The sequence below is a fragment of the Pseudomonas nitroreducens genome (genome assembly GCF_024170165.1).
Taxonomy (GTDB): domain Bacteria; phylum Pseudomonadota; class Gammaproteobacteria; order Pseudomonadales; family Pseudomonadaceae; genus Pseudomonas; species Pseudomonas nitroreducens_C.
This window is the reverse complement of record NZ_JALJXP010000014.1, coordinates 39149-55162: the sequence shown is the minus strand read 5'-3', so window position 1 is coordinate 55162 and position 16014 is coordinate 39149. Positions and strand designations below refer to the sequence as shown.

Below are 16014 nucleotides of genomic sequence, written 5' to 3'. Positions count from 1 at the left end.
CGTCCGCGCCATTTACAGTGCGCGGGCGATGATCTCCTTCATGATCTCGTTGGTGCCGGCATAGATGCGCTGCACCCGCGCGTCGGCCCAGGCGCGGGCGATCGGGTACTCCCACATGAAGCCGTAGCCACCGTGCAGCTGCACGCACTCGTCGAGCACCTTGCACTGCAGATCGGTGGTCCAGTACTTGGCCATCGCCGCCGTAGGCACATCCAGCTTGCCTTCCAGATGCTGCTCCAGGCAGCGGTCAACAAACACGCGGCCGACCTGGATCTCGGTGGCCATTTCCGCGAGCTTGAAGCGCGTATTCTGGAAATCCGCGACGGATTTGCCGAAAGCCTTGCGGTCGCGGGTGTAGTCCAGCGTCCATTTCAGCGCGGCCTCGGCCGAAGCCAGGGCGCCGAGGGCCACGGTCAGGCGCTCCTGGGGCAGCTCCTGCATCAGGTAGATGAAGCCCTGCCCGTCCTTGCCCAGCAGGTTTTCCTTGGGGATGCGCACATCCTGGAAGAACAGCTCGGAGGTGTCCTGGGCCTTCATGCCGACCTTTTCCAGGCGCTTGCCCTTGCTGAAGCCCGGCGTCCCCGCCTCCACCAGGAACAGGCTGGTGCCCTTGGCGCCGGCCTTGGGGTCGGTCTTGGCGACCACGATCACCAGGTCGGCCAGCCAGCCGTTGGTGATGAAGGTCTTCGAACCGTTGATCACGTACTCGTCGCCATCCAGTACCGCAGTGGTCTTCACGCCCTGCAGGTCGGAGCCGGCGCCCGGCTCGGTCATGGCGATGGCCGAGACCATCTCGCCGGAAATCAGCTTCGGCAGGTAGCGCTGCTTCAGCGCTTCGCTGCCGTAGTGAAGGATGTAGGGCGCGACGATGTCCGAATGCAGCGAGAAGCCGATGCCGGTCAGGCCCAGGCGACCGATTTCCTCGATCACCACGGCGCTGTAGAGGAAGTCCGCCGCCATGCCGCCGTAGGCCTCGGGCAGGTGCGAGCAGAGCATCCCGGCTTCACCGGCCTTGTTCCACAGCTGGCGGTCGACGTGACCGTCCTTCTCCCACTGGGCGTGGAAGGGCACCGCCTCCTGTTCGAGGAACTTGCGGACGCTGTCGCGGAACAGCTCGTGGTCGGAACTGAACAGGGTTCTCGGAATCATGCGGTGCACCTGCGGATCGGTTGTAGGAATTATTGGAAGGCCGACTGTAGGCCAAGCACGAACCGCTCTGCACTGGACACTTTCGCCAAAAAATAAGACGATCCAGCCGCATCATGACCGCTTTAGCGTCATGCAAAGACATCCATAAGAAGTACAAGAACCGATGCCCAACCCAGCTTCCCGCGTGCTGCGCCGCGTCAGCATCCTCGCCACCCATGGCGTGTTCGGCTCCACCCTGATGCAGGCCAGGGACTTCTTCCACATGGCCGCCCTGCGTCATGGCCGCCAGCAGGGCCTCGGCCTGCAGCCCAGCTTCGAGACCCGCATCGTCAGCCCCGACGGCCAGCCGGTGATGAGCTTCAGCGGCGACCTGCTGCCGGTACACGGCGCCCTCGACGAGCCGGAACTGGTCATCCTCCCGGCCTTCTGGGGCGATTTCGACGAACTGCTGACCCTCTACCCGCAGGTGATGCCCTGGCTGCGCGAGCGCCATGCGGCCGGCTGCGTGCTGTGCGGCGAGGTCTCGGGAGTGTTCTGGCTGGCCGAGGCCGGCCTGCTCGACGGCAAGGAAGCGACTACCTACTGGCGCTTCTTCCGCGAATTCGCCGAACGCTACCCCAGGGTGCTGCTCAACCAGGACAAGCACATCGCCGACGCCGACAACATCTACAGCGCCAGCGGCCTGACCTCTGTGCGCGACCTGTACATCTACCTGATCGAGCACTTCTGCGGCGCCACCGTGGCACAGGGCGTGGCCCGCGACATCCTCTACGAGGTACAGCGCACCTACACGCCGGGCCGCCTGGGGTTCGGCGGGCAGAAGCTGCACCACGACCCGGCGATCCTGCAGATCCAGCACTGGCTGGAGGAGCACTTCTGCGACAAGTTCCGCTTCGAGGACGTGGCCCGCGAACACGGCATGAGCATCCGCAACTTCATGCGGCGCTTTCAGGCGGCCACCGGCGACAAGCCGCTGCACTACCTGCAGCGCCTGCGCATCGAGACCGCGCGCAACCTGCTGTCCACCAGCCGCAAGAGCATCAAGACCATCAGCTATGAAGTCGGCTACGACGATGCCAGCTTCTTCGCGCGCCTGTTCAGACAGCACACCGGGCTCTCACCGAATCATTACCGGCGCCAGTACGAACAGAAGGAAGCCTGAAACAGGCCATCCCTAGGATGGGTTCACGGACTCGGGTGCCGCCCTATGATCGGGAGCAGCACTCGACAACAAGAACCCAACGGGATATCGCCATGCGCCGCTTTCTGCTTGCCCTGCTGGCCGTCTTCAGCCTGAACGCTGTGGCGGATGACACCTGGAAACCCTTCCCTTACGACCAGAGCGCCTTCGACTACAGCGGCGACAAGCTGCGTGAAGCCTGGCCGCGACTGACCCGCGGCTTCGGCGCCAACTACCCCTTCCCGGATGCGGACTGGGTGGTGACCATGGCCACCAAGCACCCCGATGCCCTGGAGAAGACCGTCACCGCCGGCACTGGCTTCAGCGGCAAGCCGGAAGAGGCGCAGGTCTACGCCGAAAAGCTGCAGGACGTGTGGCGCAAGGTGTTCCGCGGCGACTTCGCCCAGGCCAGGAAGGATGGCCTGGCGCTGGGCGTCGGCGGACAGGTGCCAGGCATGTTCGCCCAGGTGCTCTACGCCATGTTCCTCGCGCCGGACCAGGACGAGAAGCAGCGCCTGCTGGAGGAAGTCATCAGCTACACCGACGAGGCCGGCCCGCTGCTCAACGCCGACCCCATTGCCCAGTTCGGCCGCGCCTACGCCAAGGCCCGTCTGGCCGAGGACCTGCCGGTGCCAGTGGTGCTCAAGCGCGGCTACACCAGCGAGATTCCCAAGGAACTGGACGCCCTGCTGGCCAAGCAGCCGAACCAGCCGTTTGCCCTGGCGCTCTACGGCGGCTATGAGGCCGGCGTGATCCGCAAGGTCGGCAAGCTGGTGGGCAAGATGACCTACGGGGTCAGCGCGGACAAGATGGAGCAATACTTCGCCCGCTCCTTCCGCGCCTCCGACGACCTGCCCATCGGCCATTACGAATACGCCAACGCGCTGGGCTATGTGTACGGCGAGGACGAGGAGCAGAAAGCGCTGGAGCAACTGAAGAAAGCCGTGGCGATCAAGCCGATCAACGCCATGGAGGCGCTGGAAGTCGCCCATGCCCAGCAATTGCTGAAGAAGGCGCAGCAGGAGATGGCGCAGCGCTGATCGCTACCTGTCACGCCGAATCTGCTTTTCGTAGGAGCGAGGGGGACGCCATCGTTATTGCTCGCGAACCACCCAGTACCGGAGCTGCCGGTGAAATGTTCGCGAGCAAGCTCGCTCCTGCAAAGAGCCCAAACAAAAAGGCTGCCCACGGGCAGCCTTTTTCATTCATCCGGCCATCAGGGACGGTGCGGACGGCTCAGGTATTCGTGGGACTGCATTTCCAGCAGGCGGCTCAGGGTGCGCTGGAATTCGAATTCCAGGCGGCCACCGGTGTACAGGTCCTTGAGCTCGACCTCGGCGGAGAGGATCAGCTTGACGTTGCGGTCGTAGAACTCGTCCACCAGGTTGATGAAGCGGCGGGCCATGTCGTCCTTGGCCACGCCCATCTGCTCGACGTTGGAGATCAGGATGGCGTGGAAGATCTTCGCCAGTTCGATGTAGTCGTTCTGGCTGCGCGGGCCGTCGCACAACTCGCGGAACTCGAACCAGGCCACGTCATCGCAGGTGATGCGTGCACGGATTTCGCGGTTCTCGATCATCAGTGCGTCGTCACGGGTGGCCGCGGCGCATTCCGGGGTCAGCGCCTTGAAGTCGCGGGTCATGGCCTGCTCGGCCTGCTCGGTCAGCGGCCAGTGGTACAGCTCGGCCTGCTCCAGGGCGCGCAGGCGGTAGTCCACGCCGCTGTCGACGTTGACCACTTCGGTGTACTTCTTGACCAGGGCGATGGCCGGCAGGAAGCGGGCGCGCTGCAGGCCGTCCTTGTACAGGCCGTCCGGCACGATGTTGGAAGTCGCCACCAGGCTGACGCCGTTCTTGAACAGCTCTTCCAGCAGGGTCGCGAGGATCATCGCGTCGGTGATGTCGGAGACGAAGAATTCGTCGAAGCAGATCACCCGGGCCTCGTCGGCGAAACGCTTGCCGATGATGGTCAGCGGGTTCTTCTCGCCCTTGAGGGTCTTCATTTCCTCGTGGACGCGCTTCATGAAGCGGTGGAAGTGCGTGCGCATCTTCTGCTTGAAGGGCAGCGCTTCGAAGAAGGTATCCACCAGGTAGGTCTTGCCACGGCCGACGCCACCCCAGAAATACAGGCCCTTCACCGGCTCATGGGACTTCTTGCCCAGCAGCTTGCCGAACAGGCCGCCCTTGCCTTTATCGGCCGCGACGAGGTCGTCGTAGAGGCGTTGCAGGTGCTTCACGGCGTTCGCTTGCGCGGCGTCGTGGAAGAAATCGGGGCGTTTGAGGTCTTCCTGGTAGCGCTGAAGAGGCGTCATGATCGGTAGCAAGGCAACGAAAACGGGGGCGCACACTTTAGCGGCGCCCCCGTTGCTTGGCAATTGGCCGGTAGTCGGAACCGGCCTGCCAGCCCTTACTCCTGGGGAGCGAGAGCCTCACGCAGACGCTGCATGGCGGCGTCGCGCTCCGCGTCGGTGGCGAACTCCGGGCTGTAAGCCACGGCTTCGCCATCCAGGCGCACGCTGAAGGCGTTCAGCTCGGCGTGCAGGTCCAGCTCCTCGGCCTGCAGGCGCTTGGTCACCTGGCCGGCAGCCTTGCCATCGGCAAAGGCGATGGACAGCAGCAGTTGCTCGCCAGCGGCATCCAGCAGGCGGAAGCGGAAGCCGTCGTCCTCGCGGAAGCTGACGAAGCGCGCGGCCTTGGCGGCCTTCTTCTTGCCTTCGCTGGCCACTTGCACCTGCTCGCGGAACGAGCGCAGACCGACGGCTTCGCGCAGCTCGCCGAGGAACGGGGTGGCGATGCGACGGGCCTTGGCGGCGCCGGCCAGGAGGATGTCCTCCAGGTCGGCCGGGCGGGTGATCAGCGCGTGGTAGTGCTCGCGGGCTTCGCCCAGCTCGTTGTCGAGCAGCTCGAACAGGCGCTGCTTGGCTTCGCCCCAGGCCAGGCCATCGAGCAGCTCGGCGCGGAACGCGGCCTCCTGCTCGCGGGTGGAGAAGGCCTGGTAGAGGGTGAACAGGTGCGAATTGTCCGGGTCCTTCGGCTCGCCTGGCGCTCGCGAGTCAGTGACGATGCGTGCGACGGCGTCCTTGAGCTGCTTGGCACTACCGAACAGCGGGATGGTGTTGTCGTAGCTCTTGGACATCTTGCGACCGTCCAGGCCCGGCAGGGTCGCCACGTCTTCCTCGATCACCACTTCGGGCAGGGTGAACAGCTCCTTGCCATTGCCGAACAGGTGGTTGAAGCGCTGGCCGATGTCGCGGGCCATTTCCACGTGCTGGATCTGGTCGCGGCCGACCGGCACCTTGTGCGCGTTGAACATCAGGATGTCCGCGGCCATCAGCACCGGGTAGCTGTACAGGCCCATGGTGACGCCGGCGTCCGGGTCTTCACCGGCCTCGACGTTCTTGTCCACCGAGGCCTTGTAGGCGTGGGCGCGGTTGAGCAGGCCCTTGGCGCTGACGCAGGTCAGCAGCCAGGTCAGTTCCGGGATTTCGGGAATATCGGACTGGCGATAGAAGGTCGCCTTGTCAGCATCCAGGCCGCAGGCCAGCCAGGTGGCGGCGATCTCCAGGCGCGAGCGCTGGATGCGCGCCGGGTCATCGCACTTGATCAGCGCGTGGTAGTCGGCCAGGAAGTAGAAGGAATCTGCCTGCGGATCGCGGCTGGCGACGATGGCCGGGCGGATGGCGCCGGCGTAGTTGCCCAGGTGCGGAGTACCGGTGGTGGTGATGCCGGTCAGGATACGGGTCGTCATGGGAATCCAGGAATCAACACAAATGAAATGGCGGGCCGGATGGTAACGCGGCTGGCCGACCTAGGCGAGCCGGGCCTGTATCAGGTCCTTGAGCTCGATCAGCTTGCCGTGGAAGAAATGGCTGCACTCGGGGATGCGGATCAGTTCGTGGGGCTTGCTCAGGCCGGCGCTCCAGGCGTACACGCGCTCAGGGGTGACCACTTCGTCGGCCTCCGGCTGGATCACCGTCAGCGGGCAACGCTCGGGCAGGTCGACATCGAAGCGCTCCACCGGCGGCGCCAGCATGAACAGTTGCGCGAGGTCTGCGCCCTGCTCTTCCAGGCGCCCGGCGGCGTTGCCGACCACGCAGGAACCGAAGGAGAAGCCCATCAGCGTCAACGGCAGGCCCGGATGCTGCTCGGCGAGCCAGTGCGCGGCGGCCAGCACGTCTTCGATCTCGCCGCGCCCCTCGGCATAACTGCCGGCGCTCTGACCCACGCCACGAAAATTGAAACGCAGGGTGGCGTATCCTGCATCCCGTGCGGCGCGCTGCAGGGTGGCGACCACCTTGTTCTGCAGGGTACCGGCGAACAGCGGATGCGGATGGCAGATCAGCGCGACGCCCTTGGCGTCTGGCGTGGCGAGGTGCAGGGCTTCCAGCTGGCCGTCGGGGCCGTCGAGGAACAGGGGAGTTTCGCGGGTGGTCAAACAACAGCTCCGTGACCCCGTGGCGGGTCGTCTCGTCTAGCTCAATACCTGCGCAGGCGGCGAAGCATTCGCCACGGTATACAAGCACAGGTGCAAGCCGCTAACGTAAAGCAAAGCCGTCTATAGAGGAAGGATTCGCGTGGAACAGTCCCTCACCACCTGGTTGCTGCCGCTACTCGCCCTGATCGTCGGGGTCGGCATCGGCTTTCTGATCGCCCGCCTTCTGCCCAACGCCGCGCCCAACAAGCTGCAGCGTCAGGTGGACGACATGCAGGATCGTTTCGATAGCTACCAGCGCGAAGTGGTGACCCACTTCAGCACCTCCGCCAGCCTGATGAAGAAGCTCACCCAGAGCTATCAGGATGTGCAGGAGCACCTGTCCGAGGGCGCCGAGCGCCTGGCCCTGGACGAACAGACCAAGCAGCGCCTGCTGGCCGCCCTGCACGCCGACGAGTACCCCGAGCGCCGCGAGCGCCTGACCCCGCCGGCGAACAACGAAGCGCCGCGCGACTACGCGCCCAAGACCGGCGACGGCCCGGGCACCCTGGACGAGACGTACGGGCTGAAGAGCAAGTACTGATACCTCGCGCCAGAGAAAAAGCCCCGCCGATGCGGGGCTTTTTCATTCATACCGCCAGGATTACCAACGGAAGGTCACGCTGCCCAGCAACGTGCGCTCCTCGCCCCAGTAGCAACGACCGGCGTTGTTGCAGCCGGCGACGTACTCCTTGTCCAGCAGGTTCTTCGCGTTCACTTCGGCGGACCAGTGCTCGTCGAGCTGATAGCCGACCAGGGCGTCCACCAGGGTCACGTCGCCGGTATCCAGCTTGCCGTACAGGGACGCCGGGGTGTAGGCGAAGGTGCTGTCGAAGTGCCGTACGCCGCCGCCGACACGCAGCCCCTTGAGGTAGCCGTCGAGGAAGCGGTAGGTGCCCCACGCCGAGGCCTGGTTGCGCGGTACGCCGGTCATCTGGTGGTCCTCCAGCAACGAGCCGGGGGAGTCCTTGGTGATCCGCGAGTCGGTATAGGTGTAGGACGCGGTCAGGCTGAGGTTCTCGGTGATGTCGCTATTGACCTCCAGCTCCAGCCCCTTGGAACGGCTTTCACCCACCTGCCGGTAGTCACCGACCGTGCTGTCGTAGATCACGTCGTCGGTCTTGCGCAGGTCATAGACCGAGGCGGTCATCGAGGTATTCCAGCCCTTGGGCTCGTACTTCACGCCCATTTCGTACTGCTCGCTGGTGGTCGGATCGAGGGTGCCGGACTTGCTCGACGTCTGCTGGGTCGGGGCGAAGGCGGTGGAGTAGCTGACATAGGGCGACAGGCCGTTGTCGAACTGGTACATCAGGCCAGCCTGCCAGGTGAAGTCGTGGTCCCAGTAGTCGAGGTCGGCCAGGCCGTTGGTGGTGCCGGCGCGGTTGCGGTACTGGCTGTTGACCTCGTCGAGGCGCCCGCCAAGCAGGGCGATCCAGTTGTCGTAACGTGTCTGCAACTGGCCGTAGAGACCGTACATCTTCTGCTCCAGCAGCGCGTCCTGCACGTGGATCGGCGTAGTCGGCTTGGTCGTCCACACCGGATCGAACACGTTGACCGAGCCGCCGGCACCGGCGTCCCAGTCCTGGTTGAACGAGGTGCGGTCGAAGCTCGCGCCCAGCAGCACGGTGTTGGCCAGTTCGCCGGACTGGAAGTGCCCCTCGAACTGATTGTCCAGCGAGTAGGTCATCGACTTGTTGTAGCGGTCGTACGCGGTGTTGTTGACGTTGGTGCCGAAGCCGCCGTCGTTCAGGCTGCCCGGCCACATTTCCCGGCGGTCGATGCGCGACTGCATGTAGCGCGAGTTCTGGCGGAACTGCCAGGTGTCGTTGAACTGGTGGCTGAACTCGTAGCCCAGGGTCCAGGCCTCGCGCTCGAACTTGTCCCAGTCCGGATTGCCGGACAGGGTGTCCTTGTCGATCTTGCCGTTGGGGTTGTGCAGCAGGGTGCCAGCCGCCGGGTAGCCCAGCTCCATCAGCGTGCGGTCGCGCTGATAGGTCGAGAGCAGCGTCAGCGTGGTGGCATCGTCGAAGTTGAAGGTCATCGACGGGGCAATGTAGAGACGGTCATCGGGCTGGTGATCGACCTGGGTATCGGAATCACGCCCCAGCATCACCACACGACCGAGGATGTTGCCCTCCTCGGTCAGCGGGCCGGAAACATCGACGCCCAGTTGCTTGCGGTCATGGGAACCATAGGTGAGCTGCACCTCGCCGCGCGGGTCGGCCGTCGGGCGTTTGCTGACCAGGTTGACGATGCCACCGGGAGCGTTCTCGCCATAGAGGATCGAGGTCGGCCCGCGGAACACTTCGACGCGCTCCAGGCCATAAGGCTCGCTGGTGGTGTCGTAGCGGTTGCCCTGCACGCGCAGCCCGTCGCGCAGCAGGCCGTAGCCCCAGTCGGTGGCATTGAAGCCGCGAATGAAGAACAGGTCGCCGGCCAGGCCATCACCCGCGGCAAACGGTGGGGCGAAGATGCCCGGCACGTAGCCGAGCACGTCGGTCAGCGTCTGTGACTGCTGGTCCTGCATGCGCTGCCGGGTCACCACCGAGATCGAGCGCGGCGTCTCGGCCAGCGAGGTGCTGGTCTTGCCGGCGGTAGAACTGACCTTGGCGTTGTAGCCGTTGTCATCCATCTGCGTGTCAGCGCCGGTACCGATGACCGAGGTCGAATCCATCTGCAGCACCGTGCCGTTGGGGTCCGGCTGCAGCACGTAGCCGCCGGAGTCCTGCGCCACCGCCTGCAGGCCGGTGCCGTCGAGCAGCAGCGCCAGGGCGCGTTCGACGCTGTAGCGGCCATCGAGGCCCTTGCTGGTCTTGCCGGCGGTGAGGTCGTTGTGGCCAACCAGGTAGATGCCCGCCTGGCTGCTGAACTGGTTGAGCGAGGTCGCCAGGGCGCCGGGCTGGATGTGGTACTCGCGCAGCGTCTGCTCACTGCTGGAAGCGGCCTGAACGGATGAAATCAGCGGCAGCACGGCGAGGCTGCAGAACGACAACGAGATGGCCAGCGCCAGCGGCCGCCGGGCGAAGCGGCAGGGGTTTTGAGTGGGCGAATGCATGGGATTCCCTGGTTCGGTGCAATGGGTGGAAGTGCTGTTCTGTGGAATGACCGAACCAGAAAGGCAAAAGGGAACCGCGCCGGCAGAATATTTCCTGCGACGCCTCAGGCGGCCTCGATGCTCACCCACCACGAGGCCAGGCGCTGGACCTTCACCGGCAGTGCGGCCGCCAGCAGGCGCAGGGCCTGGTCGGTGTCGTCCAGCGGGAAGGCACCCATCACCGGCAGATGCGCCACCGCCGGGTCGCAGCCCAGGTGGCCGTGGCGGTAGCGCCCCAGCTCCTCGACCAGTTGCCCCAGCGGCATGTCCTCGGCAGTCAGCACATGGCGCACCCAGGACTCGCCGGCCGTCTGGGCCGCCTCGACCTGACCGATGGCCAGGCGGCTGAAGTCGGCACGCTGACCAGCCTGCAGCACCAGCCGTTCGCCACTGTCGGCGGTGCAGATCTCCACGGCGCCGCTGTAGACGTTGAGGCGCGTGGCATCGCCCAGTTGTTTGACGGCAAAGCGCGTGCCCAGGGCGCGCAGGCGCCCGTGCTCGGTGTCGACCAGAAAGGGGCGCTGCGCGGCATCCTTGGCGGTGTCCACCAGCACTTCGCCGAAGCGCAGGCGCAGCAGGCGCTGGTCCGGGCCGAAGTCGGCATCGACCGCACTGACGGCCGCGAGCCACAGGTGGGTGCCATCTGCCAGGATCGCTTCGCGGGTCTCGGCGGTGCTGGTGCTGTAGTCCGCGCTCCAGCCCTGCACCAGCCTCGGCAGGGCAGTGCCGCGCCAGGTACCCCAGCCGAGCATCAGACCACCACTGAGCACCAGCAGACTCTTGAGTCCCTGGCGTCGCGAGAGCTGGCGCTCGCCGCTGGCCTTGAGCACGCGCCCCGCCAGTTGCCGCTCGCCCTGCAGCGGCGCGAAGCGCTGGCCGATGCGCTCGACGTAATGCCAGGCCGCCTGGTGCTCGGCGTGCTGGTCGAGCCACTGGCGCCATTGCGCGTGCATTTTCGCGGAAGGGTCCTCGTCCTGCAGCAGCACGTACCAGTTTGCCGCCTGCTGCAGGCTCGCATGGCTGAGCTTGCCGTCGCTGCGATTCATTCCACCAGCACCCCGTCCAACTCCGCCTCCAGCACCGCGCAATGCACGAAGGCCTGGGCGAGGTACTTCTTCACCATGCGCTCGGACACGTCCAGCTCCACGGCGATTTCGCGGTAGGGCAAGCCATCGATCTGCGCCAGCAGGAACGCTCGGCGCACCTTGGCCGGCAGGCGCAGGAGCATGGCATCGACCTGCTGCAGGGTCTCCAGGATCAGCGCCAGCTGTTCCGGCGATGAATTCACCGCTTCAGGCTGAGCGGCCAGCGACTCCAGCCACGCCTGCTCCAGTTGCTGGCGACGCCAGTGGTCGATGACCAGGCCGCGGGCGATGGTTGCAAGATAGGTGCGCGGCTGGTCGAGGTACACCGCAACGCCCTTGGCACGCACCATGAGCACTCGCAGGAAGGTGTCCTGCGCCAGGTCGGCCGCGCGCTGCGAACAGCCGGTCTTGCGACGGATCCAGCCTTGCAGCCATCCATGGTGATCGGCGTAGAGGCGGTGCATGTCGTGATCCGCGAATTGTGTACGACCCAGTAGCGACACCGCCGCACCTGCTATTTAGCAAATAATAATCAGTCTCATTATTAAGCAGGTGCAGGCTGCCGGCAATAGCCATCTGCCAGTGAATGTGCGCGGGGCGGCCCGCGGACTAGCTCGCCGAGATTGCCTGGGCAGCGGGCTTCCGGAGGTTCGCGAGCAAGCTCGCTCCTGCAGAAGGCAAAAGAAAAAGCCCCGCAGGTGCGGGGCTTCTTCCGTTCAGCGCTGTGCGATCAGATCGCGCCGCGCTGGCGCAGCAGGTCGAGGACCGCCTTGACGCCCTCTTCCACCGACTGGCTCTGGGTGTCGATCACCAGATCGGCATCCAGCGGCACGTCGAACGGGAAGGACTCGCCCGGGATGTTGTCCTGGCCAGCGGCGTACAGTCCCTGCGGGTCGCGTTCACGGCAGACCTGCGGGGAAGCCTGGACGTAGACGGTGATCAGGCGCTCGGCGCCGATCAAGGTCTTGGCGCGCTCGCGACCTTCGGCGCTCGGGGCGACGAAGGCGCACAGGCTGATCAGACCGGCTTCGTTGAACTGCTTGGCCACATGAGCGGTGCGCAGCCAGTTCTCGGTGCGACCGGCGCGATCCTGCGGCAACCCCTTGTTCAGATCGTGACGCAGGTTCTGGCCATCCAGCACATAGACCGCGCGGCCCATGTCGAACAGCTTGCGCTCCACCGCGTAAGCCAGGGTGCTCTTGCCCGCCCCGGAAAGACCGCTGAACAGCACGCTGGCCGGTTGCTGGCCGAAACGTGCTGCGCGCTCTTCCCGAGCTACATGGGCGTTCGCACCATGGTGGGCGACAGTACCGTGGCTCGACTGCGGAGCGGCGATGATCATGCCGGCGCCGACGGTGCCATTGGTCAGGCGGTCGATGACGATGAAGGCGCCGGTGGTGCGGTTCTCGCCGTAGCCATCCAGTGCGATGGGCGCATCCAGGCTGACCTTCACACGGGCGATCTCGTTGAGCTTGAGTTCGCTGGCGGCGGTCTCTTCCAGGGTGTTCACGTCCACCTTGTGGGTGATGCTCGGAATCGAGCCCGGCACGTAACTGGTGGCGCGCTTGATGTCGTACTTCTTGCCCGGCAGCATCGGCTCTTCGGCCATCCACACCAGCATGGCATCGAAGCCGTCGGTCACCTGCGGGCGGTTGTCGGCATGCACCAGCATGTCGCCGCGGGAGACGTCGATCTCGTCTTCCAGGGTCAGGGTGATCGCCTGGCCGGGGCCGGCCTGCTCCAGTTCACCTTCGTAGGTGACGATGGACTTGACCTTGCTGCCCTTGCCCGACGGCAGGGCGATGACTTCGTCGCCCTTGCGCACGACGCCGCTCGCCAGGGTGCCGGCGAAGCCGCGGAAGTTCAGGTTCGGACGGTTGACGTACTGCACCGGGAAGCGCATGTCGTCGAGGTTGCGGTCGCCGGAGACTTCCACGGTCTCGAGGATTTCCATCAGCGACTGGCCGGTGTACCACGGCGAGCGCTCGGACTTGTTGACCACGTTGTCGCCCTTCAGCGCCGACATCGGCACGAAGTGCAGGGAGTTGGTCTTCAGGTTGATCTTGTCGGCGAACTGCAGGTAGTCGGCCTTGATCTGCTCGAACACGCCCTGGTCGAAGCCCTTGAGGTCCATCTTGTTGATGGCCACGACGATGTGCTTGATGCCCAGCAGCGAGGCGATGAAGCTGTGCCGGCGGGTCTGGGTCTGCACGCCGTAGCGGGCGTCGATCAGGATGATGGCCAGGTCGCAGGTAGATGCGCCGGTGGCCATGTTGCGGGTGTACTGCTCATGGCCGGGAGTGTCGGCGATGATGAACTTGCGCTTGGCGGTGCTGAAGTAGCGGTACGCCACGTCGATGGTGATGCCCTGCTCGCGCTCGGCCTGCAGGCCGTCGACCAGCAACGCCAGGTCGACGTCATCGCCGGTGGTGCCGACTTTCTTCGAGTCGCGAGTGATGGCCTCGAGGTGGTCCTCGTAGATCATCTTGGAGTCGTGCAGCAGGCGCCCGATCAGGGTGCTCTTGCCGTCGTCGACGTTGCCGCAGGTGAGGAAGCGCAGGAGTTCCTTGCGCTCGTGCTGGGCCAGGTAGGCGAGGATGTCCTCGCTGATCAGATCGGATTGATGCGACATGGTGCGAGAACCTTAGAAGTAGCCCTGACGTTTCTTTTCTTCCATCGAACCGGCGGCATCGTGGTCGATGACCCGGCCCTGGCGTTCGGAAGTCCGCGTCAGCAGCATTTCCTGGATGATTTCCGGCAGCGAGGTAGCGGTGGACTCCACCGCGCCGGTCAGCGGGTAGCAGCCCAGGGTACGGAAACGCACCATCTTCTTCTGGATGCTGGCCTTCTGCTCGGGCGTGAGGTGCTCGAGGATGCGATCGTCGTCGATCATGATCAGCGAGCCGTTCATCTCGATGACTTCGCGTTCTTCAGCGAAGTACAGCGGCACGATCGGGATCTGTTCCAGGTAGATGTACTGCCAGATGTCCAGCTCGGTCCAGTTCGACAGCGGGAAGACGCGGATCGATTCGCCCTTCTTCACCTTGCCGTTGTAGACGTTCCAAAGCTCGGGGCGCTGGTTCTTCGGGTCCCAGCGGTGCTTGCTGTCGCGGAACGAGTACACCCGCTCCTTGGCGCGGGACTTCTCCTCGTCGCGGCGGGCACCACCGAAGGCGGCGTCGAAGCCGTACTTGTCGAGCGCCTGCTTGAGGCCCTCGGTCTTCATGATGTCAGTGTGCTTGGCACTGCCATGGGTAAAGGGGTTGATGTCCTGAGCCACGCCATCGGGGTTGATGTGGGTGATCAGGTCCAGGCCCAGTTCCTCGACCATCTTGGTGCGGAACTTGTACATCTCCTGGAATTTCCAGCGGGTGTCGACATGCATCACCGGGAACGGCAGCTTGCCGGGGAAGAAGGCCTTGCGCGCGAGGTGGAGCATCACCGCGCTGTCCTTGCCGATCGAGTACAGCATCACCGGGTTGTCGAACTCGGCGGCGACCTCGCGGATGATGTGGATGCTCTCGGCCTCCAGCTGTTTCAGATGCGTCAGTTTGTCGACCATGGCTACTCACGGAATTGCTTATGGACGGCCGGCGGGCCGTAGACGAGGGCGCACTCTATCACAGCGCAAGGCTCTAACCGGCGGGCGGGTTATACCGAAAAAATATACTGATATAGCCATACGCGCTCAGTGTGAAAACCGCTTTCAACCGATGTCTGAAGGGGCGCGCCCGAGGCGCTCGACCGAGGCACGGCAAAGCCTCAAATGCCATCTCGGAAACGACCTCGGGACTTTTCCTGCAACAGAGTCAGCGGCTTCCACGATGCTCTCCCGGCTTGTGCCCGGCCGGCACTGCGCTAGCATAGCGGCACGTTTTCCTGTCCCAGAAGATTTCCCATGCGCCGCATCGCTTTCGCCCTGCCTCTGCTTGTCCTCATCTCCGCGTGCAGCAGCAAACCGACTCCCGCCCCGCAGCCGGCCCAGAAGCCGCAGGCACCGACCCTGATCACGCCCAGCGCCCACCCGGCTTTCGGCTCGGTGCAGCCGATCACCCCGCTACGCGGCGACTTTGCCGGCAACGCCAGTGCCCAGCGCTTCATCGACCGCATGGTGAGCCAGCACGACTTCAACCGCCAGGACCTGCAGGACCTGTTCGCCCAGACCCGCGAGCTGGACTGGGTGATCCGCCTGATGGACCGCCAGGCACCGACCTATACCGCGCCCAGCGGCCCCAACGGCGCCTGGCTGCGTTACCGGAAGAAGTTCATCACCCCCGACAACGTGCAGAAGGGTGTGCAGTTCTGGGATCAGTACGAAGCCGACCTGCAACGCGCCTCGCGTACCTATGGCGTCCCGCCGGAGATCATCGTCGGCATCATCGGCGTGGAAACCCGCTGGGGCCGCGTGATGGGCAAGACGCGGATCATCGACGCGCTGGCCACCCTCTCCTTCTCCTACCCGCGCCGCGCCGAGTTCTTCAGCGGCGAGCTGGAGCAGTTCCTCCTGCAGGCACGCAAAGAAGGCGACAATCCGCTGGAGATGCGCGGCTCCTACGCCGGCGCCATGGGCTACGGGCAGTTCATGCCCTCCTCCTTCACAAAGTACGCGGTGGACTTCGACGGCGACGGTCACCGCGACCTGTGGAACCCACGGGATGCCATCGGCAGCGTGGCCAACTACTTCAAGCAACACGGCTGGGTGACTGGGGATGCGGTGGCAATTCCGGCCATCGGCCAGGCCCGCTCTCTGGAAGACGGCTTCAAGACCCAGTACCCGATCAGCGTGCTGGCCAACGCCGGGCTACGTCCGCAGGGCTCGCTGGGCAACCACCAGAGCGCCAGCCTGCTGCGCCTGGACATGGGCAACACCTACCAGTACTGGTACGGCCTGCCGAACTTCTACGTCATCACCCGCTACAACCACAGCACGCACTACGCCATGGCGGTGTGGGAACTGGGCAAGGCGGTCGACCGCCAGCGCCACGGCTATCGCTGAAAGGCAGACACAAAAAAGCCGGCTCATTGAGCCGGCTTTT

Annotated in this window: 13 protein-coding genes; 4 read left to right on the top strand and 9 right to left on the bottom strand. The window is 64.8% G+C overall.

Annotated features, from left to right (window positions below):
* Positions 1 to 12 precede the first annotated feature (12 nt).
* On the bottom strand, positions 13 to 1158 hold the full coding sequence (locus J2T47_RS24135) for an acyl-CoA dehydrogenase family protein (RefSeq protein WP_253452568.1): 1146 nt from the start codon (positions 1156 to 1158) through the stop codon (positions 13 to 15).
* A gap of 253 nt (positions 1159 to 1411) precedes the next feature.
* Here J2T47_RS24135 and J2T47_RS24130 point away from each other — a divergent pair, with 253 nt between their 5' ends.
* Entirely contained in the window at positions 1412 to 2311 is a 900-nt protein-coding gene (locus tag J2T47_RS24130) for a GlxA family transcriptional regulator (protein ID WP_253452734.1), read from the top strand.
* A 92-nt stretch (positions 2312 to 2403) separates the two neighbouring features.
* Complete coding sequence (locus J2T47_RS24125) at positions 2404 to 3369, top strand: hypothetical protein (RefSeq protein WP_253452566.1); 966 nt, start codon at positions 2404 to 2406, stop codon at positions 3367 to 3369.
* Between the two features lie 176 nt (positions 3370 to 3545).
* Here J2T47_RS24125 and zapE read toward each other — a convergent pair whose 3' ends face one another.
* From zapE to J2T47_RS24110, 3 genes are all read right to left on the bottom strand, one after another.
* A complete protein-coding gene (zapE, locus tag J2T47_RS24120; protein WP_253452564.1) occupies positions 3546 to 4640 on the bottom strand; it encodes a cell division protein ZapE in 1095 nt (364 codons plus the stop codon).
* Positions 4641 to 4735: 95 nt separating this feature from the next.
* Positions 4736 to 6076: a tryptophan--tRNA ligase gene (locus tag J2T47_RS24115; protein ID WP_253452562.1), complete on the bottom strand. Its 1341-nt coding sequence runs from the start codon at positions 6074 to 6076 to the stop codon at positions 4736 to 4738.
* Positions 6077 to 6136: 60 nt separating this feature from the next.
* Positions 6137 to 6763 carry an alpha/beta hydrolase gene (locus tag J2T47_RS24110; RefSeq protein WP_253452560.1) on the bottom strand — a complete coding sequence of 209 codons (627 nt, stop codon included), beginning with the start codon at positions 6761 to 6763 and terminating at the stop codon, positions 6137 to 6139.
* Positions 6764 to 6902: 139 nt separating this feature from the next.
* Here J2T47_RS24110 and J2T47_RS24105 point away from each other — a divergent pair, with 139 nt between their 5' ends.
* The gene (locus J2T47_RS24105) at positions 6903 to 7343 is read left to right on the top strand and encodes a YhcB family protein (protein ID WP_045209602.1); all 441 of its coding nucleotides are present in this window, start codon (positions 6903 to 6905) and stop codon (positions 7341 to 7343) included.
* Between the two features lie 60 nt (positions 7344 to 7403).
* Here J2T47_RS24105 and J2T47_RS24100 read toward each other — a convergent pair whose 3' ends face one another.
* The 5 genes from J2T47_RS24100 to cysD form a co-directional block, all read right to left on the bottom strand.
* Complete coding sequence (locus J2T47_RS24100; RefSeq protein WP_253452559.1) at positions 7404 to 9854, bottom strand: TonB-dependent siderophore receptor; 2451 nt, start codon at positions 9852 to 9854, stop codon at positions 7404 to 7406.
* 104 nt (positions 9855 to 9958) lie between these two features.
* Positions 9959 to 10939, bottom strand: coding sequence for a FecR domain-containing protein (locus J2T47_RS24095; RefSeq protein ID WP_253452557.1), 981 nt, complete (start codon positions 10937 to 10939; stop codon positions 9959 to 9961).
* Positions 10936 to 11442 (bottom strand): sigma-70 family RNA polymerase sigma factor, encoded by a 507-nt coding sequence (locus tag J2T47_RS24090; RefSeq protein ID WP_253452555.1) that lies wholly within the window; start codon positions 11440 to 11442, stop codon positions 10936 to 10938. Before J2T47_RS24090 ends, J2T47_RS24095 begins: the two co-directional genes overlap by 4 nt.
* 266 nt (positions 11443 to 11708) lie before the next feature.
* Positions 11709 to 13610, bottom strand: coding sequence for a sulfate adenylyltransferase subunit CysN (gene cysN, locus J2T47_RS24085; RefSeq protein ID WP_253452553.1), 1902 nt, complete (start codon positions 13608 to 13610; stop codon positions 11709 to 11711).
* Positions 13611 to 13622: 12 nt separating this feature from the next.
* Positions 13623 to 14540 (bottom strand): sulfate adenylyltransferase subunit CysD, encoded by a 918-nt coding sequence (cysD, locus tag J2T47_RS24080; protein ID WP_253452551.1) that lies wholly within the window; start codon positions 14538 to 14540, stop codon positions 13623 to 13625.
* A 336-nt stretch (positions 14541 to 14876) separates the two neighbouring features.
* Between cysD and mltB the strand changes: the two genes are divergently transcribed.
* Complete coding sequence (mltB, locus tag J2T47_RS24075; RefSeq protein WP_253452550.1) at positions 14877 to 15974, top strand: lytic murein transglycosylase B; 1098 nt, start codon at positions 14877 to 14879, stop codon at positions 15972 to 15974.
* Positions 15975 to 16014: the final 40 nt, after the last annotated feature.

Bases quoted from the DNA above. Each gene is read 5' to 3' on its own strand.
- J2T47_RS24130 (WP_253452734.1), top strand. From the start codon at position 1,412: ATGGCCGCCCTGCGTCATGGCCGCCAGCAGGGCCTCGGCCTGCAGCCC.
- J2T47_RS24125 (WP_253452566.1), top strand. From the start codon at position 2,404: ATGCGCCGCTTTCTGCTTGCCCTGCTGGCCGTCTTCAGCCTGAACGCT.
- zapE (WP_253452564.1), bottom strand. From the start codon at position 4,640: ATGACGCCTCTTCAGCGCTACCAGGAAGACCTCAAACGCCCCGATTTC.
- J2T47_RS24115 (WP_253452562.1), bottom strand. From the start codon at position 6,076: ATGACGACCCGTATCCTGACCGGCATCACCACCACCGGTACTCCGCAC.
- J2T47_RS24100 (WP_253452559.1), bottom strand. From the start codon at position 9,854: ATGCATTCGCCCACTCAAAACCCCTGCCGCTTCGCCCGGCGGCCGCTG.
- J2T47_RS24095 (WP_253452557.1), bottom strand. From the start codon at position 10,939: ATGAATCGCAGCGACGGCAAGCTCAGCCATGCGAGCCTGCAGCAGGCG.
- J2T47_RS24090 (WP_253452555.1), bottom strand. From the start codon at position 11,442: ATGCACCGCCTCTACGCCGATCACCATGGATGGCTGCAAGGCTGGATC.
- cysN (WP_253452553.1), bottom strand. From the start codon at position 13,610: ATGTCGCATCAATCCGATCTGATCAGCGAGGACATCCTCGCCTACCTG.
- cysD (WP_253452551.1), bottom strand. From the start codon at position 14,540: ATGGTCGACAAACTGACGCATCTGAAACAGCTGGAGGCCGAGAGCATC.
- mltB (WP_253452550.1), top strand. From the start codon at position 14,877: ATGCGCCGCATCGCTTTCGCCCTGCCTCTGCTTGTCCTCATCTCCGCG.